30 protein-coding genes and 1 riboswitch are annotated in these 26,641 nt (G+C 51.3%); of the genes, 15 read left to right on the forward strand and 15 right to left on the reverse strand.

What is annotated here, in order from left to right; genetic code table 11:
- Positions 1–8 precede the first annotated feature (8 nt).
- Positions 9–350 (forward strand): winged helix-turn-helix transcriptional regulator, encoded by a 342-nt coding sequence (locus tag QWF21_RS06335; RefSeq protein WP_330087211.1) that lies wholly within the window; start codon positions 9–11, stop codon positions 348–350.
- Between the two features lie 456 nt (positions 351–806).
- Here the strand turns inward: QWF21_RS06335 and QWF21_RS06340 are convergent, their stop codons facing one another.
- Positions 807–1,667 carry a YicC/YloC family endoribonuclease gene (locus QWF21_RS06340; RefSeq protein WP_330087212.1) on the reverse strand — a complete coding sequence of 287 codons (861 nt, stop codon included), beginning with the start codon at positions 1,665–1,667 and terminating at the stop codon, positions 807–809.
- Between the two features lie 138 nt (positions 1,668–1,805).
- Here QWF21_RS06340 and rph point away from each other — a divergent pair, with 138 nt between their 5' ends.
- The 3 genes from rph (at position 1,806) to QWF21_RS06355 (ending at position 3,652) form a co-directional block, all read left to right on the forward strand.
- Positions 1,806–2,519, forward strand: a complete 714-nt coding sequence (gene rph / locus QWF21_RS06345; RefSeq protein WP_330087213.1) for a ribonuclease PH — start codon at positions 1,806–1,808, stop codon at positions 2,517–2,519.
- A gap of 10 nt (positions 2,520–2,529) precedes the next feature.
- Positions 2,530–3,174 carry an orotate phosphoribosyltransferase gene (pyrE, locus tag QWF21_RS06350; protein WP_330087214.1) on the forward strand — a complete coding sequence of 215 codons (645 nt, stop codon included), beginning with the start codon at positions 2,530–2,532 and terminating at the stop codon, positions 3,172–3,174.
- 103 nt (positions 3,175–3,277) lie between these two features.
- Positions 3,278–3,652, forward strand: coding sequence for a diacylglycerol kinase (locus QWF21_RS06355; RefSeq protein WP_330087215.1), 375 nt, complete (start codon positions 3,278–3,280; stop codon positions 3,650–3,652).
- A gap of 55 nt (positions 3,653–3,707) precedes the next feature.
- Here QWF21_RS06355 and dut read toward each other — a convergent pair whose 3' ends face one another.
- Positions 3,708–4,166 (reverse strand): dUTP diphosphatase, encoded by a 459-nt coding sequence (gene dut / locus QWF21_RS06360; RefSeq protein WP_330087216.1) that lies wholly within the window; start codon positions 4,164–4,166, stop codon positions 3,708–3,710.
- Positions 4,167–4,184: 18 nt separating this feature from the next.
- Positions 4,185–5,414: a bifunctional phosphopantothenoylcysteine decarboxylase/phosphopantothenate--cysteine ligase CoaBC gene (gene coaBC, locus QWF21_RS06365; RefSeq protein WP_330087217.1), complete on the reverse strand. Its 1,230-nt coding sequence runs from the start codon at positions 5,412–5,414 to the stop codon at positions 4,185–4,187.
- A 94-nt stretch (positions 5,415–5,508) separates the two neighbouring features.
- Here coaBC and radC point away from each other — a divergent pair, with 94 nt between their 5' ends.
- The 5 genes from radC (at position 5,509) to mutM (ending at position 8,178) form a co-directional block, all read left to right on the forward strand.
- Positions 5,509–6,183 carry a RadC family protein gene (radC, locus tag QWF21_RS06370; RefSeq protein WP_330087218.1) on the forward strand — a complete coding sequence of 225 codons (675 nt, stop codon included), beginning with the start codon at positions 5,509–5,511 and terminating at the stop codon, positions 6,181–6,183.
- Positions 6,184–6,371: 188 nt separating this feature from the next.
- The gene (gene rpmB / locus QWF21_RS06375) at positions 6,372–6,608 is read left to right on the forward strand and encodes a 50S ribosomal protein L28 (RefSeq protein ID WP_091339331.1); all 237 of its coding nucleotides are present in this window, start codon (positions 6,372–6,374) and stop codon (positions 6,606–6,608) included.
- Between the two features lie 11 nt (positions 6,609–6,619).
- On the forward strand, positions 6,620–6,775 hold the full coding sequence (gene rpmG / locus QWF21_RS06380) for a 50S ribosomal protein L33 (protein ID WP_008219722.1): 156 nt from the start codon (positions 6,620–6,622) through the stop codon (positions 6,773–6,775).
- Between the two features lie 123 nt (positions 6,776–6,898).
- The gene (locus QWF21_RS06385; RefSeq protein ID WP_330087219.1) at positions 6,899–7,369 is read left to right on the forward strand and encodes a hypothetical protein; all 471 of its coding nucleotides are present in this window, start codon (positions 6,899–6,901) and stop codon (positions 7,367–7,369) included.
- The gene (mutM, locus tag QWF21_RS06390; RefSeq protein ID WP_330087220.1) at positions 7,369–8,178 is read left to right on the forward strand and encodes a bifunctional DNA-formamidopyrimidine glycosylase/DNA-(apurinic or apyrimidinic site) lyase; all 810 of its coding nucleotides are present in this window, start codon (positions 7,369–7,371) and stop codon (positions 8,176–8,178) included. Before QWF21_RS06385 ends, mutM begins: the two co-directional genes overlap by 1 nt.
- Before the next feature lies 1 nt (position 8,179).
- Here the strand turns inward: mutM and QWF21_RS06395 are convergent, their stop codons facing one another.
- The 3 genes from QWF21_RS06395 to QWF21_RS06405 are packed head-to-tail and all read right to left on the reverse strand — an operon-like array spanning position 8,180 to position 11,515.
- Positions 8,180–9,802 (reverse strand): BamA/TamA family outer membrane protein, encoded by a 1,623-nt coding sequence (locus QWF21_RS06395; protein ID WP_330087221.1) that lies wholly within the window; start codon positions 9,800–9,802, stop codon positions 8,180–8,182.
- Positions 9,803–9,820: 18 nt separating this feature from the next.
- Complete coding sequence (locus tag QWF21_RS06400; RefSeq protein WP_330087222.1) at positions 9,821–10,684, reverse strand: mechanosensitive ion channel family protein; 864 nt, start codon at positions 10,682–10,684, stop codon at positions 9,821–9,823.
- Positions 10,685–10,696: 12 nt separating this feature from the next.
- Positions 10,697–11,515 (reverse strand): hypothetical protein, encoded by an 819-nt coding sequence (locus tag QWF21_RS06405; RefSeq protein ID WP_091339317.1) that lies wholly within the window; start codon positions 11,513–11,515, stop codon positions 10,697–10,699.
- A 286-nt stretch (positions 11,516–11,801) separates the two neighbouring features.
- Between QWF21_RS06405 and mgtE the strand changes: the two genes are divergently transcribed.
- The gene (gene mgtE / locus QWF21_RS06410) at positions 11,802–13,145 is read left to right on the forward strand and encodes a magnesium transporter (protein WP_330087223.1); all 1,344 of its coding nucleotides are present in this window, start codon (positions 11,802–11,804) and stop codon (positions 13,143–13,145) included.
- A 5-nt stretch (positions 13,146–13,150) separates the two neighbouring features.
- Here the strand turns inward: mgtE and QWF21_RS06415 are convergent, their stop codons facing one another.
- The 3 genes from QWF21_RS06415 to QWF21_RS06425 all read right to left on the reverse strand — a co-directional run bounded on the left by QWF21_RS06415 (position 13,151) and on the right by QWF21_RS06425 (position 16,495).
- Positions 13,151–14,407, reverse strand: coding sequence for an alkaline phosphatase family protein (locus tag QWF21_RS06415; protein WP_330087224.1), 1,257 nt, complete (start codon positions 14,405–14,407; stop codon positions 13,151–13,153).
- A gap of 179 nt (positions 14,408–14,586) precedes the next feature.
- Positions 14,587–15,840 carry a hypothetical protein gene (locus QWF21_RS06420; RefSeq protein ID WP_330087225.1) on the reverse strand — a complete coding sequence of 418 codons (1,254 nt, stop codon included), beginning with the start codon at positions 15,838–15,840 and terminating at the stop codon, positions 14,587–14,589.
- A gap of 40 nt (positions 15,841–15,880) precedes the next feature.
- On the reverse strand, positions 15,881–16,495 hold the full coding sequence (locus QWF21_RS06425; protein ID WP_330087226.1) for a hypothetical protein: 615 nt from the start codon (positions 16,493–16,495) through the stop codon (positions 15,881–15,883).
- A 162-nt stretch (positions 16,496–16,657) separates the two neighbouring features.
- Positions 16,658–16,768, forward strand: a riboswitch (TPP riboswitch).
- Here QWF21_RS06425 and QWF21_RS06430 point away from each other — a divergent pair.
- From QWF21_RS06430 to QWF21_RS06445, 4 genes are all read left to right on the forward strand, one after another.
- Entirely contained in the window at positions 16,751–18,880 is a 2,130-nt protein-coding gene (locus QWF21_RS06430) for a TonB-dependent receptor (protein ID WP_330087227.1), read from the forward strand. It overlaps the preceding riboswitch by 18 nt.
- A gap of 21 nt (positions 18,881–18,901) precedes the next feature.
- Positions 18,902–19,150, forward strand: coding sequence for a hypothetical protein (locus QWF21_RS06435; RefSeq protein ID WP_330087228.1), 249 nt, complete (start codon positions 18,902–18,904; stop codon positions 19,148–19,150).
- Positions 19,147–19,794, forward strand: a complete 648-nt coding sequence (pnuC, locus tag QWF21_RS06440) for a nicotinamide riboside transporter PnuC (protein ID WP_330087229.1) — start codon at positions 19,147–19,149, stop codon at positions 19,792–19,794. The genes QWF21_RS06435 and pnuC overlap by 4 nt, the downstream gene beginning before the upstream one ends.
- Positions 19,734–20,675 (forward strand): phosphotransferase, encoded by a 942-nt coding sequence (locus tag QWF21_RS06445; protein WP_330087230.1) that lies wholly within the window; start codon positions 19,734–19,736, stop codon positions 20,673–20,675. The genes pnuC and QWF21_RS06445 overlap by 61 nt, the downstream gene beginning before the upstream one ends.
- On the opposite strand, the gene QWF21_RS06450 is transcribed toward QWF21_RS06445, so the two are convergent.
- The gene (locus QWF21_RS06450) at positions 20,661–20,843 is read right to left on the reverse strand and encodes a helix-turn-helix domain-containing protein (protein ID WP_330087231.1); all 183 of its coding nucleotides are present in this window, start codon (positions 20,841–20,843) and stop codon (positions 20,661–20,663) included. The two genes, QWF21_RS06445 and QWF21_RS06450, sit on opposite strands and share 15 nt — an antisense overlap.
- A 209-nt stretch (positions 20,844–21,052) precedes the next feature.
- Here QWF21_RS06450 and QWF21_RS06455 point away from each other — a divergent pair, with 209 nt between their 5' ends.
- The gene (locus QWF21_RS06455; protein WP_330087232.1) at positions 21,053–23,176 is read left to right on the forward strand and encodes a S9 family peptidase; all 2,124 of its coding nucleotides are present in this window, start codon (positions 21,053–21,055) and stop codon (positions 23,174–23,176) included.
- Positions 23,177–23,220: 44 nt separating this feature from the next.
- Here the strand turns inward: QWF21_RS06455 and QWF21_RS06460 are convergent, their stop codons facing one another.
- Genes QWF21_RS06460 through QWF21_RS06480 form a run of 5 tightly spaced genes read right to left on the reverse strand, consistent with a single transcriptional unit; the run spans position 23,221 to position 26,617 of the window.
- The gene (locus tag QWF21_RS06460) at positions 23,221–23,496 is read right to left on the reverse strand and encodes an HPr family phosphocarrier protein (protein WP_330087233.1); all 276 of its coding nucleotides are present in this window, start codon (positions 23,494–23,496) and stop codon (positions 23,221–23,223) included.
- Positions 23,480–24,343: an RNase adapter RapZ gene (gene rapZ, locus QWF21_RS06465; RefSeq protein WP_330087234.1), complete on the reverse strand. Its 864-nt coding sequence runs from the start codon at positions 24,341–24,343 to the stop codon at positions 23,480–23,482. Before rapZ ends, QWF21_RS06460 begins: the two co-directional genes overlap by 17 nt.
- The gene (gene ptsN / locus QWF21_RS06470; protein WP_330087235.1) at positions 24,344–24,814 is read right to left on the reverse strand and encodes a PTS IIA-like nitrogen regulatory protein PtsN; all 471 of its coding nucleotides are present in this window, start codon (positions 24,812–24,814) and stop codon (positions 24,344–24,346) included.
- A gap of 5 nt (positions 24,815–24,819) precedes the next feature.
- Positions 24,820–25,107 carry a ribosome hibernation promoting factor gene (hpf, locus tag QWF21_RS06475; protein WP_091339274.1) on the reverse strand — a complete coding sequence of 96 codons (288 nt, stop codon included), beginning with the start codon at positions 25,105–25,107 and terminating at the stop codon, positions 24,820–24,822.
- 25 nt (positions 25,108–25,132) lie between these two features.
- Complete coding sequence (locus QWF21_RS06480; RefSeq protein ID WP_330087236.1) at positions 25,133–26,617, reverse strand: RNA polymerase factor sigma-54; 1,485 nt, start codon at positions 26,615–26,617, stop codon at positions 25,133–25,135.
- Positions 26,618–26,641 lie beyond the last annotated feature (24 nt).

The raw sequence follows: 26,641 nt of genomic DNA on the forward strand, positions 1-26,641 counted from the left end.
GTCAGACCATGAAGGCAAGGGTGTTTGAGCAGGCAGATGAGCAAGCCGATAGCACCGTTTTTATTCATTTCATGCTCAGCACTATTGCGAAAACGCTAGCGCAAGCACTGGCACAAAACGCCTCTGTAAACGCCCCTGTAAATGCCCCTGTAAATATTGCTGGCTTAAAAACACATGAGGCGATTGTGTTATTGCTGCAACACAACCCGCACTTAACGCGCCAGCAGTTAGCCGATTTGATAGGTAAAGATCTGCGCACTATAGGCCGAGCCATTAGCAAGCTACAACAAGACAAGCAATTAAAGCGTATAGGCTCCGACAAAACTGGTTACTGGCAAGTTCCACCATAAAAAGCTTTTGGCATTAGCTGAATTTGTGGCTTTCGCTTGCTGTTATTTGGGCTCATTAATAGGCCAACCTTTTTTTGTATTCCTAAGTCTAATGTCGCTCACTGAGCTGATAACCTTGCTATTCGCCTCAAGAATAGAGAGGCATAGCCAATGTGGATCTGGCAACAAGCCGACTGGCCCAGCAGGCAGCAAGATGCATCGCAGGTGTTTCGTTATGATGCTGCGGTTTTGACAAACGATAAGCCGTTTCCGTCAGACGTTTTACTTGGACCACCTTTCGCAAGAGCTTCGACTTTCTTTACTGTTAAATTTGGCATTTTCTCACCCCATGCACTCACCACAATACTCACCAATTAGATAAAACAAAATGAAAAAATATGGAACTAGAAAAAACGAAACCTCGCCATAAGCGAGGTTTATCAGTTGGTTATGATGCTTTATGAACCGTGTTGAGCTTTATTCAATATTCTGGATCTGCTCCCGCATCTGCTCAATCAATACCTTAAGCTCCACCGCAGCATTGGTGATCTCGGTGCTGATGGATTTGGACGACAGGGTATTGGCCTCGCGGTTGAACTCCTGCATCATAAAATCCAAACGCCGGCCGCAGGCGCCGCCTTTTTTTAGCGTGTGGCGGCTTTCTTTGATGTGGGCTTCCAGTCTGTCCAACTCTTCGGCCACATCGGATTTTTGTGCCAAAAAGGCCATTTCCTGCTCCAGCCGACTTTGATCCAGCTCGCTTTGAATGTCTTTTAACCGGTTGGTGATGCGATCGCGCTGCCATTGCATGGCAACGGGCAGGTGGGCGCGCACAGTGGTAACGTGTTCGCTGATTTGGCTTAAGCGGTTTTCAATCAGCTCGGCCATGGCTTTGCCTTCGCGCGCCCGACTGGCGATAAAGTCATTCAGTGCCAGCTGAAAGCCTTCGAGCAAGTCACTTTGCACTGCATCCAAATCGGCCTGAGGGGTATCCATCACGCCTGGCCAGCGCAGTACGTCCATAATATTGAGCTGAGCACCGTTGGCCTGACTTTGCAGCGCATTGGCATGGTTAATCAATTGGCTGGCCAGTTGCTGGTTGATCTGCAGTTCGGTGACGGCTTCGTTGATGCTGTAGCGCAGGCTGACTTCGATTTTGCCGCGCTGCAGCTGCTGGCGCAGGGTTTCGCGCAATTTGGTTTCCAGACTGCGGAATTGTTCTGGCAAACGGAAAAAGGTTTCCAGGTAGCGCTGATTGACCGAGCGGATTTCCCACTGGGCATTGCCCCAGTTGGCTTGAATGTCGTGACGGGCGAAGGCGGTCATGCTGTGGATCATGGGCTGGTTTCCAATCGGAGCTGAAAACGTCAGTATACCTGAATGCAAGTCGTGCTGTCAGCTTAGGTGCAACTTGACCGGCATTCGGTATAATAGCACCACAACTTATCGACGATTACATCCAGCAGGAGAGATGCCATGCGTCCCAGCGGCCGAACCGCCAGTCAGATCCGCCCTTTAACCTTTACCCGCCAGTTTACCGCCCATGCCGAAGGCTCGGTGCTGGTGGAGTTTGGCCACACCAAAGTAATTTGTACTGCCAGTGTGGTGGAAGGGGTGCCGCGTTTTATGAAAGGCCAGGGCAAAGGCTGGGTAACGGCTGAGTATGGCATGTTGCCACGTGCGACCCATACCCGTAATGATCGTGAGGCCGCTCGTGGCAAGCAAGGTGGTCGCACCATGGAAATTCAGCGGCTGATTGGCCGTGCCCTGCGCACGGCGGTGGATTTAAAGCTGCTGGGTGAGAATACCATCACCATCGATTGTGATGTGATCCAGGCCGATGGCGGCACCCGCACGGCTTCAATTACCGGTGCTTGTGTCGCTCTGGTGGATGCGCTGAACTTTATGCGGGCTAAAGGCATCATCAAAACCAATCCACTAAAATACATGGTGGCTGCGGTCTCGGTTGGCGTTTATAAAGGCACCGCAGTGGCCGATCTGGATTACGACGAAGACTCCAATGCCGAAACCGATATGAATGTGGTGATGACGGAAACCGGCAAAATCATTGAAGTGCAGGGCACGGCGGAAGCCGAACCCTTTAGCTTTGACGAAATGCACGAAATGATGGAACTGGCGCGTCACGCTATCCGCGATATCGTTGATGAGCAAAAGCGGGTGTTGGCGTAAGGAGTTTGGGATGAAAGACTTTCAGCGTGAATTTATTGAGTTTGCCCTGTCGCGTCAGGTGCTGAAGTTTGGCCAGTTTACCTTAAAATCCGGTCGCATCAGCCCGTACTTTTTCAATGCCGGTTTGTTTAATACCGGCGGCGATCTGGCCAAGCTGGGCCGCTTTTATGCTGCGGCGCTGCAGGACAGTGGCATCGAATTCGATCTGCTGTTTGGCCCGGCCTACAAAGGCATTCCGATTGCCACCACCACGGCTGTGGCGCTGGCCGATCATTATCAGCGCGACCTGCCGTACTGCTTTAACCGCAAAGAAGCCAAAACCCATGGTGAAGGTGGCAGCCTGGTTGGCGCCCCTTTGCAGGGCCGGGTGATGCTGGTAGACGATGTCATCACCGCTGGTACCGCCATTCGTGAGTCGATGCAGATCATCGCCTCGGCTGGTGCGACCTTAACGGGCGTGCTGATTGCGCTGGACCGGCAAGAGCGCGGCAAGGCTGAGTTGTCGGCGATTCAGGAAGTAGAGCGCGACTTTACTACTAAGGTGATTTCCATCATTAACCTGACCGACTTGATCAGTTACCTGGCCGATCAACCGCAAATGGCAGAGCACCTGACCGCGGTACAGGCCTATCGCGCTGAATACGGTGTGGTGTAAGCGGTTGTTTGTACTGTCATTCGGCGTTCATCTGAGCGCTGTAAGCTGAGTCCGATTAAGGCTTACAGCACTGCGTCAGAGCAGACTTTTTCAAGGGAAAACCATGGAAAAACCAAATGGTCAGGGACTGGGCCGGGTGATCAAAGCGGCCAAATGCTCGATGCAGGGCTTTGCCGCCACCTGGCGGCATGAGGCGGCGTTTCGCCAGGAAGCCGTGCTGGCGATCCTGTCGGTACCCCTGGCAGCCTGGCTGGCGCAGAGCTTTCTGCAGTTTGTGCTGCTGATAGGCGTTTGGTGTCTGGTACTGATTGTTGAGCTGTTGAACTCGGCGGTTGAAACCCTGACCGACCGGGTCAGCCTGGAGCGGCACGAGTTATCGGGCCGGGCCAAGGATATGGGCTCGGCGGCGGTGTTTTTAAGCCTGGTATTGGTTGCTTTGGTGTGGGGCAGTGCGCTCTATAGCCGGTTTTGGGGCTGACACGAAGACCCAAAGCCGGCCTTCGTGTTCGTTCTATTTACTCGCTACGCCCTGACTAGCTACGCCCTGAGTGGCCAAAACCACCTTCGCCGCGTGCGCTTTCGTCAAAACTCTCCACCAGATTAAACTCTGCCTGCACTACCGGTACAAAGACCAGTTGCGCCATGCGCTCACCGGGCTCAATGGTGAAGCTGCTGTTGCCGCGGTTCCATACCGACACCATCAACTGGCCCTGATAATCCGAGTCAATCAAGCCCACCAGATTACCCAGCACAATGCCGTGCTTATGGCCAAGGCCAGAGCGTGGCAAAATGGTGGCACAAAGATTAGCATCGCCAATATGGATGGCAAGGCCGGTTGGGATGAGCTCGGTCTGGCCAGGCTCCAGCGTGATGGCGCTATCGAGCAAAGCGCGCAGATCCAGGCCGGCAGAGCCAGGCGTGGCATAAGTTGGTAGTGGAAACTCGCTGCCAATGCGCGGGTCGAGAATTTTCAAATCAATGGCTTTTTTCATGGTGCTAGTGTAGTTCCGTTAAGGTAAAGGCTGTTGTTGCTGAATACGCTGAGCAATCAGCTCCAGAATGGCTGCCGCCAACGCAGTTTTAGGCTGGCGCGCAAGCGCGAGTTCGCCCCCTTGCCAGTAGGCGGTGATGGCATTGTGTTCGCTGTGAAACCCCTGCTCTTTTGATGACACATCGTTGGCACAAATCAGATCCAGCTTTTTGCGCTGCAGTTTGTCTTTGGCATAACTGGCCAGATTTTCGGTTTCTGCGGCAAAGCCAACGGTGAAAGGGCGCTGATAGCTCAGGGCCGCCACATCGGCAATGATGTCTGGGTTTTTCACCAGTGTCAGTGTCAGCTCATCGTTGCTGCTGGTCTTTTTCATTTTCTGCTCGGCGACTTCGGCCACCCGGTAATCGGCAACGGCGGCGCAGCCAATAAAAATGTCGGCCGCACTGGCGCGCTGCATCACCGCTGTGTGCATCTGCTGCGCCGATTGTACGTCAATGCGCTCGACCCCGGCAGGGGTTGCCAGATTAACCGGCCCGGTGACCAGCTGCACTTTGGCGCCGGCTTTGGCGGCGGCTTCGGCTAGTGCAAAGCCCATCTTGCCGGAGCTGTGGTTGCTTAAAAAGCGCACCGGATCGATGGCCTCGCGGGTGGGGCCTGCAGTGATCAAAATCGTCTTTCCATGCAAGGCGGGTAGCACTGGCGCTTGCAGCTGCTCTAAAGCTGCGACCAGCTCTAATGGCTCCAACATCCGGCCCGGGCCGACATCACCACAGGCTTGCTCACCTGCCGCCGGACCTATGATGTGAAATTTTCGTTCTTTCAGTGTTGCTATGTTGTGCCTTGTTGCGCTATTTTTATACATCTGCTGGTTCATGGCTGGCGCAACCATGACTGGAGCACTGCTAGCCAGTACACAGGTGGTCAGTAAGTCATTGGCAAGGCCATGGGCCAGCCGGGCAATCAGATCGGCACTGGCCGGCGCTATCAGAATGCAGCTGGCCCATTTCGCCAGCTCAATATGGCCCATGGCTGCTTCTGCCGCTGGGTCCAGCAGGCTGGAGCTGACCGGGTTGCCAGACAGAGCCTGCAAAGTAAGCGGGGTAATAAAGTGGCTGCCGCCTTCGGTCAGGATCACCCGTACTTCGGCACCGCGCTCTTTTAAACGCCGGATCAGATCGGCACTTTTGTACGCGGCGATGCCGCCGCTGATGCCCAGTAAGATCCGCTGGCCGCTGAGAGTAGTTTGCATGCTGTGAAGTCCGTTGGCTGAAACTGGGCTAAAGATAGCATGAAACGACCCCTGACTTCAGCTGCTAAAGACGCATTTCACACAAGGAGGAAGCATGGCAATCAGGGACTGGCCAGCCGAAGAGCGGCCCAGAGAAAAGTTACTACAACGTGGAGCTACTGCCTTATCGGATGCCGAATTACTGGCGATCTTTTTGCGCACTGGCTTGCCGGGCATGTCGGCGGTAGAACTGGCGCGCAGCTTACTGGCAGATTTTGGCTCGCTGAAAGCCCTGATGCAGGCACCGCTGCCGCGTTTTTGTGAAGGCAAAGGGCTGGGCATGGCCAAGTACGTACAGCTGCAGGCGGTGATGGAGCTAAGCCAGCGCTGTTTGCAGCAGAGCCTGCAGCACGAAGCCGTCTTTACCGAGCCTTCGTTGGTGAAACGCTATCTAAGCCAGCAACTTCATCACGAGAGCAGGGAAGTTTTTCAGGTGCTGTATCTGGACAACCAGCACCGCTTGCTTAAATCCGAGCCATTGTTTTATGGCACCATCGATGCCTCGCCGGTGTATCCGCGGGTGGTGGTGCAACAGGCATTGAAGTACAATGCCGCCGCGCTGATCCTGGCTCACAACCACCCATCCGGCGTGGCTGAACCGAGCAGGGCGGATCGCAGCATTACCAGCCGGATCCAGCAGGCGCTGCAGTTGGTGGATATCCGGGTGCTCGATCATCTGGTGGTTGGTGATGGCGAGGTGGTGTCCTTTGCTGAGCGGGGTTGGATCTAGCTGGATCCTCTAAAGGATCTGCGATCGTACTAAATTGCTGCAAACGAGCGGTTCACGGATGAATTTGCTTGAATTCGGACCACCTTTCGTGTATAAATTGCGCCCTCTTACGTTTTCAGAGCCGCCTTCCTTGGCCAGAAGGCAGATAAAACGCTCGAGCAAGCAGTTATTTTTTGGAGAGATACGACATGTCAAAAGTATGCCAAGTGACCGGCAAACGACCTATTACTGGTAATAACAGGTCTCATGCCAACAACGCAACCAAGCGCCGTTTCCTGCCTAACCTGCAAACGCACCGTTTCTGGGTTGAAAGTGAAAATCGTTTCGTCAAACTGCGCCTGTCTACCAAAGGCATGCGTATTATTGATAAGAATGGCATCGATTCAGTTTTGGCTGATCTGCGTGCCAAAGGTCTGAAAGTTTAAGGATTACGACGATGCGCGATAAAATTCGTTTAGTATCATCTGCTGGCACTGGTTTCTTCTACACCACCACGAAGAACAAGCGTACCATGCCTGAGAAGATGGAAATCAAAAAGTTTGATCCTAAAGTGCGTAAGCACGTGATTTTCAAAGAAGCGAAAATCAAGTAATCAAACGTTCTGAAAGAACCCGGCCTGGCCGGGTTTTTTTCTGCCTGCAATTTGTTGCTGTTAGCTGAAGTATGATTGGCTGTGGTAGACTTTTCGTTATTCACCATCAGGCAGGTTTTTTTCATGTTGCCAAAACTTTCCCGTCGTGCCTGGAATAATGTACTGATTTTTGCCGTGCTATTGCTGATGTTTTTGCTGTATGGCACACCACAGCGGTTGGCGGATTTAAAGCACCGCAATACCAGCTTACTGGGCGAGCAACAACTGCTGAGCATTGAGTTTGCCAGTGTGCGTATCAGCCGTTCACCACAAGGTTGGCAGCTGGTGCCGGCCCGGTCGGATCTGCAGCCTTTGGTGGATCGCACTATAGCCATCTGGCAGCAGCAATTGCTGGCCGATGGTGAGCGCAGCGTGTCACCCTTACCGGAGCCGTTAACCCAGGCTCAACTGGTGCTTGCTGGTCAGGGGGAACCGATAATCTGGGTCCTGTCTTTGTCCGATCAGCAGTTTTATTTAAGCCCTTCGCATCGTCGTTTGTATTATCCCATTCGTGCGGCTGAAGCCGAGTTGTTATTTCCGGCGGAGTTTCGTTAATGCCTGAATTGCCTGAAGTAGAAGTCTCCTGTCTTGGTATTCGCCCCCATTTAGCTGGTCAACTGTTGCAGCGGGTGGTGGTACGTCAGCGTCAGCTGCGCTGGCCGATACCGGATGATGTATTGGCACTAAAGGATGAACCCATCCTGGGTGTGACACGCCGTGCTAAGTATTTGCTGATTGAACTGCCACAAGGCAGTATCTTGCTGCATCTTGGTATGTCCGGGCACTTGAAAGTGCTGCCGCAAAGCACGGTCGCCGGTAAGCATGATCATGTTGACTTTGTGCTCGGCAGTGGTCAGTTGCTGCGACTCAATGATACCCGGCGTTTTGGTGCTGTGCTGTGGCAAGCCAAGGATGAACCGCACCCAATGCTGCAGGCACTTGGCCCAGAACCGCTGACCGAGCTCTTTGATGCACAGCTGCTGTGGCAGCAGGCACAAAAGCGCAGCAGCGCCATCAAGCTGGTGCTGATGGACAACAAAGTGGTGGTTGGGGTGGGCAATATCTACGCCAATGAAGCCTTGTTCAAAGCGGGTATTTTGCCAAGCCGTCCGGCTAAGTCTTTGTCTATACACGAATGCGAGCGTCTGGTGCAGGAGGTTAAGCAAACCCTGGCACAAGCCATTGCGCAGGGCGGCACTACGCTGCGTGATTTTAGCCAGTCCGATGGCAAGCCTGGCTACTTTAAACAGGAGTTGTTGGTGTATGGCCGGGGCGGCCTGCCGTGTTTGCGTTGTGGCGCAGAGTTAGCGGAGATCCGGTTAGGACAACGCAGTACGGTGTTTTGCCAAAGTTGTCAGAGCTGACTTAAAAACGACGCTTGGCCATAGCGCGAAACTGCCAGCTATCCAGCCCTGGCTCGCTACGCAGCGGTTTGGCCAAATCCAGATGCACCATGGTACCGCGGCTGGAGTATTTGGAGAGCAGTCGAACACCTCCCCCAACGCCAAACAGCAGTTGATCGCTGGCTTCACTGCTTTGCCAGGGATCGTCCCAGGCCCGGCCTGCATCGACAAAGCCGGCAAAACCAACATCAAACAACCGTAAAATAGACCAGGGTGTGTAGTAACGGTATTCGCCGCTGGCTACCCAAAGCTTTTGGCCACGTTGAAAATAAAGCGGATAGGCCCGCATGCCATTATCACCGCCCAATTGATGCAGTTCATCCCGATACATTTCCCGGCCAAGCTCCAGATGAAAGCGAGCTGCCAGGCTGCTTTGGTCGGTCAGGTGGTGCACCACTAACCAGTGACTGCTAAGCTCGCGACGGGAAGGCTCATCACTTTGCCATTGCTGCTTGAAGTGATGTTCTGTCAGCAGCCAGCTGCCAGGTTTGATGGTCCAGTTTTTCTCCAGCCGACTGCTTAGTTGCCAGCCATTGGCATCAGCACCCAGCCAATCGGTGAGGCGTGCCAGCTGCAGCGTCCATTGCCAGCCAAAATTAATGTCTTCGGTCCGGTTGAACTGATTGATTTGATACAGCTTTTGGTAATCGGACTGCAGCCATTGATACTCCAGCCAGAGCGCGGATAAATCCCGATCAAGCGGTAAGCCATTCTGGGTATCCAGATTGCTGGCAAATTGCTGCTCATGCAGCCGAAGTCCCAGCAGCAGCCGTTGTGCGCTGTAGGTGCTGGCATACAAGCTAAAACCAAGATAGCTTTGTAGCCAGTTCCGTTTGCTGTCGTAGCGGTTGCTTTCTTCTCCTCGCTGGTATTCCCGTAGTTCTTCTTTGTGTTTTTCCAGCTCAAAGCCCATGGCCCAGGGGGAGCTGATACGATAAAAGGGGCGTTCAACCGCTAACAAATAGCTTTCGCCATCGGAATTATCTGCGTACTGCAGCGCGCTGCTCCAATGGCTGCCAAACATATTGGGGGAAGCGAAGCTTAGCAAATAGCCGGTTCGCTCACTGTCTTTGGCGTAATCGAGCTGCAACTGATTACCGGTACCCAGCAGATTATCCTCGGCAATACCGATGGAGTATTGGGAGACTCCGCCTTCGTGTTTGAAATCAATTTTTGGTAATAAGGACCAGTTGTCCCAGCTTTCAACCAGCACATCCACCTGATGCGATTCGCTGCAGTAATGGCTGATACTGACTTTGGCTTCACGTAGATAGCGCCGGCTTCGCAATAAGCGCTCGGTCTCTTCAAGCTCGGCCAGGCTAAGTTTATCGCCCTCAGCAAATAATAAGTCCTGTTGCAGCGTATCTTCCCGGGTGATGATGTGGCTGTAGTTGGCAAAGCGATGCAGCCAGAAGGTGCCCGGCTCGTTCAGATCGAACACATTGCTGGCATCAAAATCAATGGAGCGGATACGAATATCGCCCCGCTCGGGCAATGCATCGGTATTTTCCAGCAGTTGGCAGTCACTGGCCTGCAACGCAGTGCTAAGCAGGCAAGCACCGCCAAGCAGCATCAAGCCACGCATGCTGGCGCCTTTACAGACTTAGGGGCTGATATCGGCATCGTCGCCTGCTTTCTCTGTTTTGGCCGAAACAATAGTGATAGGAAAAGGCGCGCTTTCACTACCGGCATACAAGGAGCGGTGTGGGAATGGAATTTCAATACCGGCGGCATCAAATGCATTTTTTACCTCTTCCTGCAGGCTGTTGCGCAAATCGCGAAAGTTTTCCCGCTTGGTCCAGACTGAGAATTGAATATCCAGGCTGGAATCGCCAAAGCCATTGAAGACAAATAAGGGCGATGGTTCGTCCAGACACAGTGGATTGGCATCTGCCACTGTCATCAACAGCTCTCGAACCTGTTTGATACTTTCTTTATAGGCGACACCCAGCTGTAAATCAAAGCGCCGGATGGGAAAGCGGGTCAGATTGGTCATCTGGGTCTTTATCAAGCTCTCATTCGGGATCCGGACAAACAGATTATCAAAGGTGCGCAGTTTGACCGAGAGTAAATCGATGGACAGTACTTCGCCGGTGGTTTCGCCTACCTTGATCACATCTCCCAGCTGAAATGGCTTTTCGCCGATCAAAAATAAACCGCTAATCAGGTTTGATGCCGAGGTTTGCGAGGCAAAGCCAATGGCCACTGTTAGCACGCCAGCTGCTCCCAGCAAGACCCCTAAGCTAAAGCCGAGCTCTTTTAGCACCGAGGCCAGAAACAGCGACAGCACCAGCCAGTACACCAGGCGCTTTAACAACACCTGATGATGAGGGGACATGCCTTTACTAAGCCGAACGGTGACTCTGGCCAGCAGGTGCGCTACCAATAAGCCACTGAAAAAAAGTAAGGAGGCGCGCAGAAAAGTCGCGACATGATGGTGTTCCAGCAATTGCAAAAAAGTTTCCATAACAAGCTCCGCTTAGTCGCTGAATATACCGGCAAAGGCACGCACCAGGGCATTTTTTTCTGCCTGCTGCCTTGGTTCGGTCACACGTTGCGCAGCGGTAATACCTACAGGTAGTTTACGCTCGATTTTGAGTTTAGCCAGTAGTTGATCGGCCTGGTGTACCAGCGTCACGGCTTCTGTCCAGAGCGTATGATCGCTGCGGGCAAATACCGACAGCAGAGGCACGGGTAAACTCACTTTATCAATACTTAAAATGGCCTTGCTCTGATTGCTGATGGTCAGGGGGGTGACGGCCCGGTGCGGGCGAAGTGGTACTTCGTCCAGACTATGGCGGGCATGGGTTTTGGCGGCATAGCAGAGCTCCCCTACCCGGGTGGACGGTCCAAACCAGGTATCGGACAAACGCAGTATGGGCCATTCTTGCAGTAGGGTATCGTTGCCGAGCAATAAACGCAGGCAAAGAGGCGTGCTGATGTAAAAGTCGATGCTCTCCCCTGGCGGGATTAAGACCGGCTGTCGGGTTTTCACCACCACGGGCCTGTCCATCAGGCAAGGCTGTAGCCGAAAATCCAGCGGTGCTTTTTGAAACACGTAGCGTTGCACGGTCAGGCTTTCAGGACATGCTTCGATCGGCTCCTGCAACACACGGTGCAGGGGTTCATCATCGCTGTGGCGTTGGTGGCTCACCAGCCACTCACCGGCTGTGCGCTCCAAATACAATGAAAAGGGGCCTATGGCGATATGCCAGCAACCTTGTTCGGTCAGGCGGCGTGATTGCCACCAGTCCGCCAGCGGTTGGGCGTCGGATGCCTGCAACTCTGTCTGTGCCATCGCCATCTCCTTGTGAACGTTTTCCTATCTTAGCAAGGTGCCGGTAGAAAAAGAATAGGTTGCTCAACAACTTCAGCCCTTTGGTGGTTGTGCTGGCGCGGGATAGGCACTAAAATACAGAGGTATGAATTAACCTTGTGCGGAGCACATTCCAGCTATGGACGTACCCAGTTGCAGGCCTAGCCTGATGACATATCCAAATTTTCATCGCACCTGTCTGGTAAGCTGATTCTGCCCACTGGCAACCCCTTACCAGATCATACCAATGACGCTGTAAGGGGGCATCATGGAACTGCCGGTTCTGATAAATACCATTCGTCTGGCGCTGGAGTCAGACGCCTTGTACGAGCTGCGCGAGCAGTTTGAAGACATTCACCCGGCTGACCTGGCCGCTGCCTTCAGTGAATTTGAACCTCAGTCGGTCTGGGAGCTGTTATCGACCTTGCCACGGGCTGAGCAGGCGGAAGTCTTTGGTTACTTGCCTCCGGAAACGCAGGTCACGCTGGCAATCTCGATCAGCCGGCGCAAACTCTCGCCTATTATCCGGCAGATGTCATCGGATGAACGGGCTGATTTATTCAATCGCTTAACCGAAGAGCAGCAGGAAACCTTACTGCCTGCTCTAGCGCAGGCCGAGCGCGAGGATCTGCGCTTGCTGTCGTCGTACGAAGAAGGCACGGCCGGGGCGGTGATGACCTCCGATTATGCCTCGCTTGCCCCTGATCTGACGGTGCGGGAAGCCATTGAGGTACTGCGTAAAGAAGCGCCGGATAAAGAAACCATTTATCAGTCCTATGTGGTGGATAAAGAGCGCCGTTTAATTGGGGTCATTTCATTAAAAGAGCTGATCCTGGCCCCTGTGGGCATGCAAATTCACGAGCTGATGACCTACGAGCCGATTTTTGGCCAGGTCGATATGCCGCAGGAAGAAGTCTCAGTGCTGATTTCAAAGTACGACTTGCTGGCCCTGCCAATCGTGAATCACGACATGCAATTGGTTGGTATCGTCACCTACGACGATGCGATGGATGTGGCGGCCGAAGAAGCCACCGAAGATTTCCACAAAACCGCCACCATCGGTAAGCTGGATAGCAGCGTGAAAGATGCGGCCATCAACCTGCTTTACCGTAAGCGGGTCGGTTGGCTGGTGCTGCTGGTATTTGGTAATCTGTTTTCAGGAGAAGGGATCGCTTACTTTGAAGAAACCATCGCCAATTATATGGTGTTGTTGTTCTTTTTGCCGCTGTTGATTGCCAGTAGCGGTAACGCCGGTGCCCAGTCTGGTACGCTTATGGTGCGGGCGCTCGCCACTGGTGATGTGGCATTAAAAGACTGGGGCAAAATGTTGGGGCGGGAAATCATTGTTTCTACCCTATTAGGGGTGACTATGGCGGTAGCCGTCGCTGCAATCGGTTGGTGGCGTGGTGGCTACGATATTGCCTTGGTGGTGGCCGCCACCATGACCTTAGTGGTCATTGCTGGCAGCCTGGTAGGGATGTCGCTGCCCTTTCTGCTTAGCCGTTTTAAAATGGACCCGGCTACAGCCAGCGGCCCATTGATTACCTCGATTGCCGATGTCGCTGGTGTGATGATTTATTTCTCCATCGCTACCTGGTATCTGGGACTGTAGCGAGCCTATTCGCTTCGTAGCAGCAAAGGGATCACGGCCGGGTCGCCATCGTGCGGTGCCGGCTTAAGCCCTAAAATCTCTGTCATCACTTGGTACAAATCCACCATTCGAACTTGTTCTATTCGGGTTTGCGTTCTAAAGCTGGGGCCATGAGCGATGAGCAGGGCTTGCATCGCCGGTTCTTCATTGTCGTAGCCATGACTGCCGCGTGGCTCACGGTAGGTAGGGGCCTTGATCATATCGGGCAGCCAACTGCGTCGTACCAGGATCCAGTCAATCTCGGCCAGTACATGCAAGGGAGCAATGCGGCGATGGTTTTGAAAATGAAAACGCTCCGGCATCTCCGATTTACGCAGCAAGCGGGCCTGCGGTGGCAGGTTTGCTTTCAGTTGCTGGTAAATCACCTCTTTTTGCCCGTCTTTTGGAAATATACTCACCAACTCGCGGGAATAGCGTACATAGTGAGCCAACTCCGGGTCTAAGGCCTGATCAATGACAATATGCCGGGTTTGATCCACTTCAGCCATGCCGTGATCCGAGGTGATGAGCAAATCCACCTGCTCAAGCAGCCCCAGTTCGGTCAGTCCAGCCACCAGATAGCCAATTTCTGCATCAATGTCCTGCATGGCCTGACGTACCTGATTGGAGTTGGGACCATGCATATGGCCCATAGAGTCGACATCGCTAAAGTACAGCGTGATGATGCGCGGTCGCTCGGCAACTGGTAATTGCAGCCACTCTAATACGGTCTCTACCCGCTGTCGGTTGGAAACATCACCATCGTAGGGGAACCAGTAGCTTGGACGTACCCCTTTAATTGCGGCCTCAGAGCCAGGGAAAAAGTAGGTGGCGGCTACCTGGCCTTGTTGTTCAGCGGTGACCCAAATCGGCTCACCGCCCCACCAGCGGGCGTTACCGACTTCCTCTTTATCGCTCATGGTAAAGCGGGCATCAAATTCAGGATCGTACATGCCATTATCAATCACGCCATGATTCTCAGGGTGCAGGCCTGTCACCAGCGAGTAATGGTTTGGAAAGGTTTTACTGGGAAACACCGGCTGCAGCGCATCCGCCACCAGGCCTGCCTGGGCCAGCGCATTCAGATGCGGGCTGGGGTAACGCTGCAGATAGCTGGGATGGGCGCCATCGATAGAGATCAAGATAATGGTGGGAGCTAGCCCATTAGCCTGGTCGGTGGCGGGGATGCTGCTACAGGCACTTACAAAGAGCAGTGCGATTAGTGATAAAAAGTAGTTTTTCAAAACAATATCCAATGGGTGTGCCAGGTTTCACCCTGGCAAAAAAACCAGTTGGATTGATTTTAGTCGGGCTGTATGAAAGTTGTAAGACAAAAGCGCTGAGTTGTCAGAAGTGACAGATTGTTCACCATTTGAAAAGTATACACAGCTGGCCTATTTTCCGTGGCCAGCTGATTTACTAACTAATTGTATGAAAGCCTGGATTTTATCAGTGAATAGTATCTCGGGTTATTCTTGCGTAAGTCACGTTCTATCCACTCTTTGGTATCCTCTGTCACGACTGCTCCCCTGTCGATTAACATTTGCGTGTAATTAATAGATCGGTTTAGTTCAATTGAGCGTGTAAGCACTTCTTTAACGACATCAAAGTCATCTGAAAAAAGTAAACTGTCTTTAGTCAAGAGATATTCAAATACAGCTGGCCCTTTGCGATTATGTAATGAAGCGACAAGTGCATTGCTTCCAATGGAAGTTGTTTGGGACAAATCGACCCCATAATTATCCAGTTGACGAAATTCCTCTACACTTAAATACGTTGCAAGTGAGGAAATATGAGTGCCATTGAGCTGATGGCCTCTATTTAATATATCAACGATAACATTAAATGGCGCTTTGTTGTGTATTCCAGTGAGGATCTCAATAGCTGCATATGCTGCACCTTCTTCACTTACCACATGGTCTAATTCAATTAAGAAATTTTCCCAATCTGTATTTTTATCGTCTGGATAAAGGCTAATGCTTCCAAACGTCTTAGTGATTTGACTTACTCGGGCTTCAGCATTAAAGTCGTGAAAATTATACCGCTCAAGTAGCTCGTCAAGCTCTTCGGCGGTCATATTTTTGAAATCTATGTGTTCCAATCCATCTTTTAAAGGCTTATGCTTTTGGTTATCATTTGCTCCTGCCGAAGCGTCACCATGCCCATTTGAACTATTTGCTGAGTTGACTGCTTTTTGAGTACACTCTTCACAAATACTTATTAGTTCTTGGGATCGAATTTTATCGTCGTACCTGGAAAATGGGTGCGAAGAGAAATACATCCATAAAATCAGACAAATAAGTGGTAGCGTAATCAAATGAAAAATAAACGAAATGAATGTTTCATAGTGTTTATGTTGATCTGTTAAGCTTTCTTTCCATTCACCGGCTAGATTAAGCAATAAAGCCACCAGGAAGACGAATGAGAAAGATACACAAAATGTAAAAACTGCATTTGCAGCTATTCCACCCAAGTGTGATAATCCAAATCGCAACAGCAGCAGCACGGCTTCTAATATAGAGAGGAAAAAGCCAATCAGAACCCCATTGCCAATAGCGTCCGCTAAATTGAGCTTAAATCCTGTTAGTTTTTTACCTGAAACACGTTCGATTAAACGAATAACAAATGAATCTTTTTTATCTTTGAAGCTAGGAAATAATTTAGAAACTCTAGCCATTTTCCCCTCCGGCTTGATTTAGATGCATATCCTGCGATGCTTAATCACAGGTTGCCAAAGCTGCATTGTACTCTGCTTGTAAACGATTCCTAGCCGAACTTGAAAGCATTTGTAGTCCTTGGTCCATTACAATCCTGTAAGCACCTCCCATAGCAGAACCAGCACGATAGCCATAAACCTGTGATAAGTATACTGTCAGGGTCATCGCTTCTAAGTTAAGATAGCTTCTCCAAGCTCCTTCCGCTTCTGACAGTTGCACAATAGAATCAATCATATGTTGTTGTGTCTCTGTTCGGGTATACCCATTACCGCAGACCTTTTCTGGGGTAGGAGATGAGTCACCATGATCGCCGTCATCATCACCACATAGAGATATGTTGGTACACTCATCGTCCTCGTCATACCAATCATCATCATCCCAATCATCCCAATCCCAATCCCCTGGTGGTGTGCCGATTACACCAATTCGCTCCCAATCATCCTCCTCCTCATCTTCTTCTTCATTCCTGGCTGCAGATGCAGTATTTAACACAAGTCTAAACTCCAGCAAATTAAGAGGCTCGTTGAGTTGCAGATAGGAATTATCATTTGGTTTATGCTCCAAATTTAGCATTAATAATGGAAGGCAAAAAACGATCTTACTAAGTCGCTTCATTGGAATAACCCTTAATAAACAAAGTTAATAGCTTGGCTGTTTGGTGCGTGTTCAGTTTTGCAAGGTAGCATGTTTTTTGTGTTTATCAAGTTAAACTTTAGTTTCACTGCCACTAGCAACTCTTAGCAGGATTGCCAGCTGGTGCGAAAATCGTTACACTGCCGGCCTACCAGGGGGTGTGCTCTATTTGTACAGAGTGCTGAGATGCTTAATGGCGAACCCTAAGAACCTGATCCGGATCATGCCGGCGGAGGGATGGTGTTACTGACTCCTTTTGCGCGGATGATCCCTTTACCGGAGACCACCATGCGCTGTCGTTATTCCGTTGTTGCTGCCTGTATCCTTGCCTCCTTTGGTGGTGTTGCTGAAGAATTCATTGAACGCCTGGAAGTGCAGGGTGATTTTCGGCGTTTATCGGTACAAAACATTGCCGGCAGCATTGCGGTGCTCTCAACCGACGATATGCAGCGTAGCTCGGCGCAACATCTTGATGACGTACTGAATCAGTTAGCCAATGTGAACTTTGCTGCTGGCGCATCACGCGGCCGCTTTGTGCAAATGCGCGGCATCGGCGAGCGCAGCGAGTTTATTGATGTGATCAACCCGTCGGTTGGTGTGCTGATTGATGGCATTGATTACTCTGGCCTGGGCATCAGCAGCATCGCTCATGCCGAGCAACTGGAAGTGTTTCGTGGCCCGGAGGCCACCCGCTTTGGAACCAATGCCATGGCAGGCATGCTAAACCTGACTTCGAAACAGCCGGATTTTCGCCGCGATGGCGCGGTCAGTGCTACTTTGGCCAATTACAACAGCTGGCAGCTAAGCGGTATGGTCAGCGATGCCATCAGCGAGCAGCTGGCCTTTAGCCTGACGCTGGACAAACAAGTCTCAGATGGCTTTATCGAAAATACCTATTTAAACCGCAAAGATACCAACGACATCGATGAGCTGACTGCCCGCGGCCGGCTGTTGTATCGCCACAGCGACCAGCTGCAGTGGCAACTGATTGCCCACGTCATAGAGCAGAACAATGGCTACGATGCGTTTTCGCTTGATAGAAACCGTACCACCTTATCGGATGAACCCGGCAAAGATAAGCTCAGCAGCAAGGCGCTGGCGCTGCGCTCGGATTACAACGGTTTAAGCGGAGTGGATCTGATGTGGCAGCTAAGCTGGTTATCAGCCGATTCGGATTACAGTTTTGATGAAGACTGGTCTTTCGTGGGGATTCGTCCGGGGTGGGAATACTCTTATTTTGACCGTTATCTGCGTTCCCGCGAGCAGTGGACGCTGGATTACCGTCTGGTATCGGATGATGAAGGGCGTATTGGCGAGCACACCGACTGGGTGCTGGGGTTCTATGCCAGCGGCCGTGAGCTGGATTTGCAGCGTTTGCGCCGGGCCGGCTCTGAATTCCGTCAGTTCGACAGCAGTTTGTACCGCGATAATTTGGCACTCTATGGTGAAACCAGCACTGCGTTATCTGAGCAAGTCACTCTGATTGTGGGTGGTCGTGTCGAGCGGTATAAAGATGAGTACACAGATAGTGGTGAGCTAGGCATTAAACAACAGCATACCATGTGGGGTGGCAAGCTCAGCCTGAACTTCCAGGCCAGTGAGCAGGCGATGATCTATACCTTGTTGTCACGTGGCTACAAGGTGGGAGGGGTGAACGGTGAGGCCCTGTCCCGTGCTGGTGATGATGGCTTTTCGTCCTTGCTGCAGCAGGCAACATTCGAGCCGGAAACTCTGGTGAACGCCGAGTTTGGTGTGAAAGGGGCGGCTATTGATGGCAGTCTGGTTACCCGGGTGGCAGCTTTTCATATGTGGCGGGATGCTATGCAGGTGAAAGGTTGGCTGAACCCGGACCTGGGCCCGGAGTTTGCCGGTTTTATCGACAATGCTGGTCGTGGCCGCAACTACGGTATTGAGATGGAAAACCGCATTGTGCTGCATCCAAGCTTTACCCTGCATGTCAATGCAGGGCTATTGAAATCTAAGCTGGGCCCTTATGTGACGCAAAGTGGTCTGGATATGACCGGGCGGGATCAGGCGCATGCGCCGCGCTTTACTTATCAGCTGGCAGGTGACTGGTTCCTGAGTGAGCAACTAACACTGCAGGCCAGTGTGCAGGGCAAAAGCGGCTTCTATTACTCCGATGGCCACAATGCCCGCTCGACCAGCTCAGAGCTGGTGAATCTTCGCCTGACCTATCAGCTGGAGCAGTGGCAGTTTGCACTTTGGTCGCGCAATGCCTTGGATAAAGATCAGGCGGTCCGTGGTTTTTACTTTGGCAATGATCCACGTGATGAATACGCCCCCCATACCTATGAGCAATGGGGGGAGCCGCGCCGCTTTGGTGTGACTGCCAGTTATCAATTTTAACAGCACTCTCAGGAGGTAATGATGCAACTGTCGGTTGAAATCAGCAAGTACCCACTGGCCGATGAGTACATTGGCCCCATCAAGGCTTTTATTGCTGAGCTGCAGCAAGAGCCTCAGCTGCATATAATCACCAACACCATGAGTACCCAGTTGTTTGGTGACTACGATGTGGTGATGGCGGCATTGCAGCGCTGCATGAAATGGTCGTTTGAGCGGTACGGTAAACTGGTATTTGTCTGCAAGTTTATTCCCGGTGATCTGCGACCATGACGGCGGCTTTGCAGCAATTCTGGCAAGAGTGGCAGTTGCTAACCAGCCTGGAGCTGGTCGCCATGTTGCTGGCGCTGGCTTATTTGCTGCTGGCGATGCGCCATAGTTTATGGTGCTGGCCCGCGGCCTTAGCCAGCACGCTTATCTACACTTATGTAATGTGGCAACATCAGCTGTATTCAGAAACCTTGCTGCAGCTCTACTATGCCGCTATGGCGGTATACGGATTGGTGCACTGGCAACAGTTGCAGCAACAACTGCAGCAGCCTGAAACCGTGAAGCCAGTGATTGAATGGCGTTTAAAGCAGCACCTTGGCTGGATAGGCATGGCCGCTGGCACTGGCCTGGTGCTGGGCTATTATATGGCCAATCATACAGCGGCTGACTTTGCCTGGCTGGATGCCCAGACTACTACCTTTAGCATTATGACCACGGTACTGGTGGTGCGCAAAGTGTTATCGAACTGGCTGTACTGGGTGGTGATTGATGCGGTTTGCATCTATGTTTATTTTCAGAAAGGCCTGTACTTCACTACCGGCCTCTTTGTACTCTACACCTTCTTGGCAGTGATAGGATACCTGGCATGGCGCAGCCATTACCGGCAACAACAACATACCAGCGGGCAGGTGCTGCAGCCGGCCTGAGCGAAGATGAAGCGGAGCAGCGTATTCGTCAGCTATGTCTGCATCTGGAGTTTTTTGCCAGTCATCCACCTTTGGCCATGAGACCTCTGTCGCAGGGCAGCACCAATTTAAGTTACTGGGTACAAACCATTCGCGGTGAATACGTGGTGCGGCATTATTCACCGGATGTAACCGGAGTCTGTCGTCAGCAGGAGTTGCGGTGTCAGCATGCTGCTGCAGTGGCTGAGCTGGCGCCAGCGCCCTTGTGTCTGAATAACCATCAGCAAGTGCTTATTTCCGAGTTTTTACCGGCGGGGCAGCCTTTGCAATTGACTTCCGTCCGAATCGATGCGATGGCATCTCAGCTGGTGCGTTTGCACCGGTTGCAAGTTCAAACGCCTTTATTGCATCCAGGACGCTATTTGCAAGAGCTAAAGTCTCATGCTTCGGGCCCCTGGCTGGAAGCACAGGCTACAGTCTTCAAACAATTAGTGGCGGTGGTGCTTGCTTTTGAACAGATGCCGCAGGATCAGGTATTGTGTCATCTGGATTTGCATGCCGGTAACTTGCTGTGGCAAGAGGGGCGGATCTGGTTGCTGGACTTTGAGTATGCTCAGTTAGCCGACAGCAGTCTGGATTTGGCTTCGCTGCTGGAAAACTTCCCGCTACCCTCTGAGCAGAGTCAGCAGTTACTGACCAGGTATTATCAGCAGCGTAATGTTGGTATTCATCCAGCTCTGTTGCGGAAAAAGCTGGCTGCGGCCAGGGTATTGTATCAGGGGTTTTGCTGGCTTTGGTACCTGGCTTTGCCAGAAGGCAGACTGCAAGCACAGTCTCATCTGCAACGGCTGCAGCAGGTGCTGCAGCTCTGGCAGGCTGAGAGCAAGTTAAAGACCACCTAACCGTTCGGCCAGTATTTTGTATCGCTCTACATCTTCCTTTTTAAACAAGGGTTTACCTTGTTCGTCTTTATCCGTTGTCACCAGCAGGTTTTCCCGCGCCAGTCGTTCTACCCGAATACCCTGAACGCCAAGATACTCCGCTACTTCATCCACGGTCATCAGTGCCATGATGGTTTCCTTTTGTTGGCTTCATTGCCTTTTCTGAACTAGTTAATTGTTTAGGCTTAAGTAAAGCGCAAAATTTGTGATTTGTGAATCAAAATTTTTCCGTTGGGTTGAAACACCTCGTTACACCTTGCCATAAACCTGGCCGTAGCTTTAAACGAAATGTCATGGTAATTTTCGCAGGTTAACAAAAGGATAAGAAAGGAAAAAGAATGAAGTTATTAACATTGTTCATGGGAATGCAGCTCGGGCTTAGCGCCCAGGCCCTGGCAAATACACCGCCACAGCCCCCGATAGCAGAGGTACGACCTTATACCGTCAGTTCGGCACATGGTGAACGACAGGATCCGTATTATTGGTTGCGCGATGACAGTCGGAGTAATCCTGAAGTGATTGCCTATCTGGAGGCAGAGAATAGCTATTATCAGGCCTATCAGGAGCCTTACAGTGCGTTGGTGGAGGAGTTGACTGCTGAGCTTATTGGCCGGATCCAGCAGGATGACAGCACTGTGCCGTATGTGATAGGAGATTATCTGTACAGCAGTCGTGTGGAAGCTGGTAAAGAATATGCTATCTATGTCCGAACCCCAGTTGCTGGTGGTGAGGAAGAGATTATCCTGGATGTGAACACCTTGGCAGCAGGCCATGCGTATTTTCAGGTTGCTAACTGGTCCGTTAGCCCGGATCAGAACAAGCTGGCCTATTTGGAAGATACCAGTGGCCGTCGCCAGTATCAGCTGCGTGTGAAAGATCTGACCACCGGGGCCTTGCTGCCGGACACCATGACTGGCCTGTCTTCTTCGTTGGCCTGGAGTGCTGACAGTCAGCATCTCTTTGTGGTGGAAAATGATCCTGTCACGCTGCTAAGTACCAAGGTCTATCGCCATCAACTGGGCTCTGCACCAGAGCAACGGGCGCTGGTGTATCAGGAGCAGGATAACAGTTTCTACATGGGGGTTGGCAACACCCGTGATCGTAACTTTGTGGTGATCGGGGTAAGCAGTACGGTTTCCGACGAAGTACGGGTGCTGGATGCCAGGCAACCCAAGGGGGAGTTTCAGTTAATCGCACCACGCCAGCGCGATTTCAAATACTCAGTGGATCATAATGCCGGGCGTTGGATCATCAATACCGATTGGGATGCACCCAACTATCGGCTGATGACAGTAGCGCACACTAAAATTGGCAACAGGGAGCATTGGCAAGAATTGCTTGCTCATGATGAACAGGTGTTTGTGCAAAGCTTTGTGGCTTTTGATAACTACCTTGCGATTAATGAGCGCAGCAATGGTTTGCGTCGTATCCGTTTTTTATCCTGGGATAAGCCAGAAGAAAGCCACTTTGTGGAGTCGGATGAGCCTGCCTATGTGATGTGGTTTTCAGCCAACCCGGAAACAAACAGCAACTGGTTGCGTTATGGTTACACCTCGCTTTCTACCCCGGCCAGTGTGTACGAGGTGCATATGGCAACCGGGGAGCGACGCTTACTGAAAGAAGCAGAAATCCCCGGAGGTTTTGATCGCAGCAATTATCGGACCGAGCGGGTCTGGGTGCCGGTAGCCGGTGAGGTGACGATCCCCGTAAGCTTGCTGTATCACAAAGATTTTAAGCAAAATGGCAGTGCGGCCTTGTATCAGATGGCGTACGGCTCTTATGGTATCTCGATGGATCCTGGCTTTAATGCAAATATTTTATCCTTAGTCGATCGGGGGTTTGTGTACGCGATAGCACACATACGGGGTGGCCAGGAAATGGGGCGGCAGTGGTACGAAGATGGCAAGCTGCTGAACAAACACAACACCTTTACTGATTACATTGCAGTGACAGATTACCTGGTGAAACAGCAATACGTTGCTGGTGATAAGGTGTTTGGTATGGGCGGGAGTGCTGGTGGCTTACTGATGGGGGCTGTCGCCAATATGGCACCAGAGAAGTACCTTGGCCTGGTAGCTCATGTGCCTTTTGTGGATGTAGTTACCACCATGCTGGATGAGAGCTTACCGCTAACCACCAACGAATACGATGAGTGGGGCAACCCGAATGAGAAGCAGTATTACGACTACATGCTCTCGTACTCGCCCTATGATCAGGTCCGTAAACAAGCTTACCCAGCGCTTTTTGTGACCACAGGCTTTCACGACTCTCAGGTACAGTATTTTGAGCCGGCGAAGTGGGTTGCAAAATTACGGACAATGAATACATCAAATCAGCCAATCCTGTTTCGTACAACCATGGAGGCAGGTCATGGGGGGCGTTCCGGCCGCTTTGCCAGGGTAGGGCAAACTGCGGAAGAATATGCTTTTATTCTTGATCTGCTGCAACGGCAACAACCGTAAGGATTGTTCAGTCGCACCACACCGTAGTTATTTACGGTGTGGTATCAGGATTCTTCGAAGCCACTGGCAATCAAGTGCACCACCGCCTGTAAGGCCTGACAGGCATCATCACCTTCAGCTACGATTTCAAGCAATTTACCTTTACTGCTGGCGAGCATAAGCAATGCCAGCACACTGCTGGCATCAGCGGTTTTTCCATCCTGAATTAATTCGATTTTACTGTGAAATTGCTGGCACAACTGAGCCAGTTTGGCGGCCGGCCTGGCATGCAGGCCGAGCGGATTAACGATGGTTACTTCGGCGCTATACTTTGTGGCCATGGTGACGTACCAGCTCGCGATGACGAATTTGTATATCGCTGCGTTGTTCGCGCAATAACGTAGCCAATTGCTCTGCAATAAAGACCGAACGGTGTTGTCCGCCTGTGCAGCCAATGGCAATGGTTAGATAACTGCGGTTATTTTTTTCCAGCTGCGGCAACCAGTGATTGACGAACTGATGGATCTGTTGAATGTAATCGTGCACTACTGTTTTGGATGCCAGGTACTGTTGTACTGGTTGATCCAACCCGGTTTGAGGCTTTAACTCTGGTTCCCAGTGAGGATTGGGTAAAAAGCGGGCATCAAACACAAAGTCGGCATCTTTGGGAATGCCATATTTGAACCCAAAGGACTCAAACAGAATCACCAGCCTGCCAGATTGCTGACCCAGCAAGCGTTCACGCAGTTGATCGGCCAACTGATAGACATTGAGCTCTGTGGTATCAATATACAGATCGGCCCGGCTGGCGATAGGATCGAGCAGCTGCTGTTCCCGTAAAATAGCATCTTCCAGCGACATGGCCTGGTGAGATAAAGGGTGTAGCCGTCTGGTTTCACTAAAGCGCTTGATCAGGCTGCTGTGATCCGCATCCAAATAGAGGATGGTCAGCTCCAGTTTGCGGGGGAGGTAGGAAAGAATTTCTGCCAGTTCGTCTGGATCTTCCGGCAGGTTACGCACATCAATGCTGATAGCGACCCGCTCGTATTTATCCGTCACTGCATTTGCCAGGGTCGGTAATAAATTCACCGGGATGTTATCGACACAGTAATAACCAAGGTCCTCCAGCACCCGTAAGGCGACGGATTTTCCTGAGCCTGAACGACCACTGACAACCAAGAGTTTCATTTACGATTCCGCCTCTTGTTGCGCATCAATTAAGATCTGATACAGCTGACTATCGGATTCTGCATGCCGTATTTTGCGAGTCAGCTCTTTTTTCGATAGTAATCTGGCAATGGATGCCAGAGTATTCAGATGCATTTGACACTGGTTTTCCGGGATCAGGATGGCACAAAAAATATCCACCGCCTGGTTATCGATAGCATCGAATTGGATCGGCTCTTTACTGACCACAAAGATCAGCACCGGCTGTTCAACATCTTTCAGTTTGCCGTGAGGGATGGCGATGCCGCCACCAATGCCTGTTGAGCCTAATCGTTCTCTGGTCATCAAAGATTCAAGAATGACGTACTCGGATGTCTCGGGCAATTGCTTGTGCGCCAGCTCGGCGATGTATTCAAGAATGCGTTTTTTGCTGTTAAAAAGGACTGCACTTTTGGTGCAGTCCTGAGCTAGCATGGTGCTTAAAGTTGTCATGTTGGTCAGTGTCGGGCTAATTTCTCTTTATGCTTGATGACCTGCCTGTCCAGTTTATCAATCAGTTGGTCAATCGCTGCATACATGTTTTCACTTTCTGATACGGCAAAAACTTCACCGCCGTTCAGGTTGAGCTTGGCTTCTGCAATCTGCTGTAATTTTTCCACGTTTAGCACCACATGTACATTGTTTATATGCTCAAAGTGGCGTTCGAGTTTGGCAAACTTATTGTCCACATAGTCTTTCAAGGCTTCGGTGATTTCAACATGACGACCAGTTAGATTGATTTGCATAGCCTGTTTCCTTCTAGTTAAGTACTCAGAGTAAGGTCTTGCGTTGATTTGACGGCGGAATCAGCAAGGCCTCGCGGTACTTGGCAATGGTTCTGCGGGCAACATTGATGCCCTGGTCCGACAAAATTTCCACCATTTTACTGTCACTCAGTGGTTTTGCCGGGTTTTCCGCCGCCACTAACTTTTTAATCAGTGCCCGGATGGCTGTCGATGAGCACTCCCCACCATTTTCGGTACTGACATGGCTGGAGAAAAAGAATTTCAGCTCAAAAATGCCTCTGGGTGTATGCATGTACTTTTGTGTCGTTACCCGCGAAATGGTGGACTCATGCATACCAACCATTTCGGCAACATCGTTCAACACCATGGGCTTCATGGCTTCTTCGCCATGCTCAAAAAAACCCTGTTGCTGTTGCACAATGCAGTTTGAAACTTTGAGCAAGGTGTCGTTTCTACTTTCAATGCTTTTCAAAAACCATTTGGCTTCTTGCAGGTGCGAGCGAATAAACTGACTGTCTGCCGAGTTTCTGGCGGTTCTGGTCATGGCTGCATACTGCTGGTTAATACGTATTTTGGGCATGGAATCCGGGTTTAGTTCCACCTGCCAGCGGCCTTTTACTTTTTTTACTGTCACATCCGGAATAATGTAGCTTTGTTCTTCCCGAATCACAGTGGTACCCGGGCGCGGGTTCAGGCTGTGGATGAGCCGCATCGCATCGCGCAGCTCATCTTCTTTCAGTCGGGTCAGTTTCATCAGGGTACGGAAATCCCGATTGGCGAGCAAGTCGGTATGCTCACTAATCAGTTGCCTGGCTGCTGCGAGATGGGGAGTATCCGGGCTGAATTGCCGTAACTGTACCAGCAAGGATTCTTGTACATTGCGTGAGCCTACCCCGATGGGATCAAACAACTGAATGCGCTTGAGCACGGCTTCAACTTCATCTTCCTCTACATCGGCAAGGCCAAGCGACTCCAGGATGTCCTGGCAGCTGATGGTAAGAAAGCCACTTTCGTCAATGGCTTCGATAATAATTTCGGCGATAGCGCGATCGGTATCGGAGAAAGGTGTTAGCTCCATCTGCCAGCGTAAATAGCTTTGCAGCGTTTCGGTGGTTTCTCCCTGATAGGCGGTATCGTCTTCACCATTGTAGTTGCCGGAGGTAACCGGGGCGGCACTGACTAAATCATCCCAGTGGTTATCAAGGGGCAAATCCTCACTAATGTCCTGACTGGTCATGGCTTCGCCGGTATCAGGTTCATTTGGCTCGTCATTACCACTGTCGTCCGCGGCATCGTTGCGATCACGGGCTAATTCACCTAACCCATGTTCCTCACTGTGGTTCAGTTGCTCGTAATCGTCCTCAGATTCCAGCAGAGGATTGGCATCCAGAGCTTCCTGGATCTCCTGTTGCAGCTCAATGGTCGACAGCTGCAGCAGCCGGATAGCCTGCTGCAGTTGAGGAGTCATGGTAAGTTGCTGGCCAAGGCGAAGTTGTAAAGATGGCTTCATTAGCGTGTATTGTGCTCCTGCATA

The organism is Alkalimonas mucilaginosa (genome assembly GCF_036327005.1).
GTDB classification, from domain to species: Bacteria; Pseudomonadota; Gammaproteobacteria; order Enterobacterales; family Alteromonadaceae; genus Alkalimonas; species Alkalimonas mucilaginosa.

Bases quoted from the DNA above. Each gene is read 5' to 3' on its own strand.
- QWF21_RS06335 (WP_330087211.1), top strand. From the start codon at position 9: ATGAAGGCAAGGGTGTTTGAGCAGGCAGATGAGCAAGCCGATAGCACC.
- QWF21_RS06340 (WP_330087212.1), bottom strand. From the start codon at position 1,667: ATGATCCACAGCATGACCGCCTTCGCCCGTCACGACATTCAAGCCAAC.
- rph (WP_330087213.1), top strand. From the start codon at position 1,806: ATGCGTCCCAGCGGCCGAACCGCCAGTCAGATCCGCCCTTTAACCTTT.
- pyrE (WP_330087214.1), top strand. From the start codon at position 2,530: ATGAAAGACTTTCAGCGTGAATTTATTGAGTTTGCCCTGTCGCGTCAG.
- QWF21_RS06355 (WP_330087215.1), top strand. From the start codon at position 3,278: ATGGAAAAACCAAATGGTCAGGGACTGGGCCGGGTGATCAAAGCGGCC.
- dut (WP_330087216.1), bottom strand. From the start codon at position 4,166: ATGAAAAAAGCCATTGATTTGAAAATTCTCGACCCGCGCATTGGCAGC.
- coaBC (WP_330087217.1), bottom strand. From the start codon at position 5,414: ATGCAAACTACTCTCAGCGGCCAGCGGATCTTACTGGGCATCAGCGGC.
- radC (WP_330087218.1), top strand. From the start codon at position 5,509: ATGGCAATCAGGGACTGGCCAGCCGAAGAGCGGCCCAGAGAAAAGTTA.
- rpmB (WP_091339331.1), top strand. From the start codon at position 6,372: ATGTCAAAAGTATGCCAAGTGACCGGCAAACGACCTATTACTGGTAAT.
- rpmG (WP_008219722.1), top strand. From the start codon at position 6,620: ATGCGCGATAAAATTCGTTTAGTATCATCTGCTGGCACTGGTTTCTTC.
- QWF21_RS06385 (WP_330087219.1), top strand. From the start codon at position 6,899: ATGTTGCCAAAACTTTCCCGTCGTGCCTGGAATAATGTACTGATTTTT.
- mutM (WP_330087220.1), top strand. From the start codon at position 7,369: ATGCCTGAATTGCCTGAAGTAGAAGTCTCCTGTCTTGGTATTCGCCCC.
- QWF21_RS06395 (WP_330087221.1), bottom strand. From the start codon at position 9,802: ATGCGTGGCTTGATGCTGCTTGGCGGTGCTTGCCTGCTTAGCACTGCG.
- QWF21_RS06400 (WP_330087222.1), bottom strand. From the start codon at position 10,684: ATGGAAACTTTTTTGCAATTGCTGGAACACCATCATGTCGCGACTTTT.
- QWF21_RS06405 (WP_091339317.1), bottom strand. From the start codon at position 11,515: ATGGCACAGACAGAGTTGCAGGCATCCGACGCCCAACCGCTGGCGGAC.
- mgtE (WP_330087223.1), top strand. From the start codon at position 11,802: ATGGAACTGCCGGTTCTGATAAATACCATTCGTCTGGCGCTGGAGTCA.
- QWF21_RS06420 (WP_330087225.1), bottom strand. From the start codon at position 15,840: ATGGCTAGAGTTTCTAAATTATTTCCTAGCTTCAAAGATAAAAAAGAT.
- QWF21_RS06425 (WP_330087226.1), bottom strand. From the start codon at position 16,495: ATGAAGCGACTTAGTAAGATCGTTTTTTGCCTTCCATTATTAATGCTA.
- QWF21_RS06430 (WP_330087227.1), top strand. From the start codon at position 16,751: ATGGTGTTACTGACTCCTTTTGCGCGGATGATCCCTTTACCGGAGACC.
- QWF21_RS06435 (WP_330087228.1), top strand. From the start codon at position 18,902: ATGCAACTGTCGGTTGAAATCAGCAAGTACCCACTGGCCGATGAGTAC.
- pnuC (WP_330087229.1), top strand. From the start codon at position 19,147: ATGACGGCGGCTTTGCAGCAATTCTGGCAAGAGTGGCAGTTGCTAACC.
- QWF21_RS06445 (WP_330087230.1), top strand. From the start codon at position 19,734: ATGGCGCAGCCATTACCGGCAACAACAACATACCAGCGGGCAGGTGCT.
- QWF21_RS06450 (WP_330087231.1), bottom strand. From the start codon at position 20,843: ATGGCACTGATGACCGTGGATGAAGTAGCGGAGTATCTTGGCGTTCAG.
- QWF21_RS06455 (WP_330087232.1), top strand. From the start codon at position 21,053: ATGAAGTTATTAACATTGTTCATGGGAATGCAGCTCGGGCTTAGCGCC.
- QWF21_RS06460 (WP_330087233.1), bottom strand. From the start codon at position 23,496: ATGGCCACAAAGTATAGCGCCGAAGTAACCATCGTTAATCCGCTCGGC.
- rapZ (WP_330087234.1), bottom strand. From the start codon at position 24,343: ATGAAACTCTTGGTTGTCAGTGGTCGTTCAGGCTCAGGAAAATCCGTC.
- ptsN (WP_330087235.1), bottom strand. From the start codon at position 24,814: ATGACAACTTTAAGCACCATGCTAGCTCAGGACTGCACCAAAAGTGCA.
- hpf (WP_091339274.1), bottom strand. From the start codon at position 25,107: ATGCAAATCAATCTAACTGGTCGTCATGTTGAAATCACCGAAGCCTTG.
- QWF21_RS06480 (WP_330087236.1), bottom strand. From the start codon at position 26,617: ATGAAGCCATCTTTACAACTTCGCCTTGGCCAGCAACTTACCATGACT.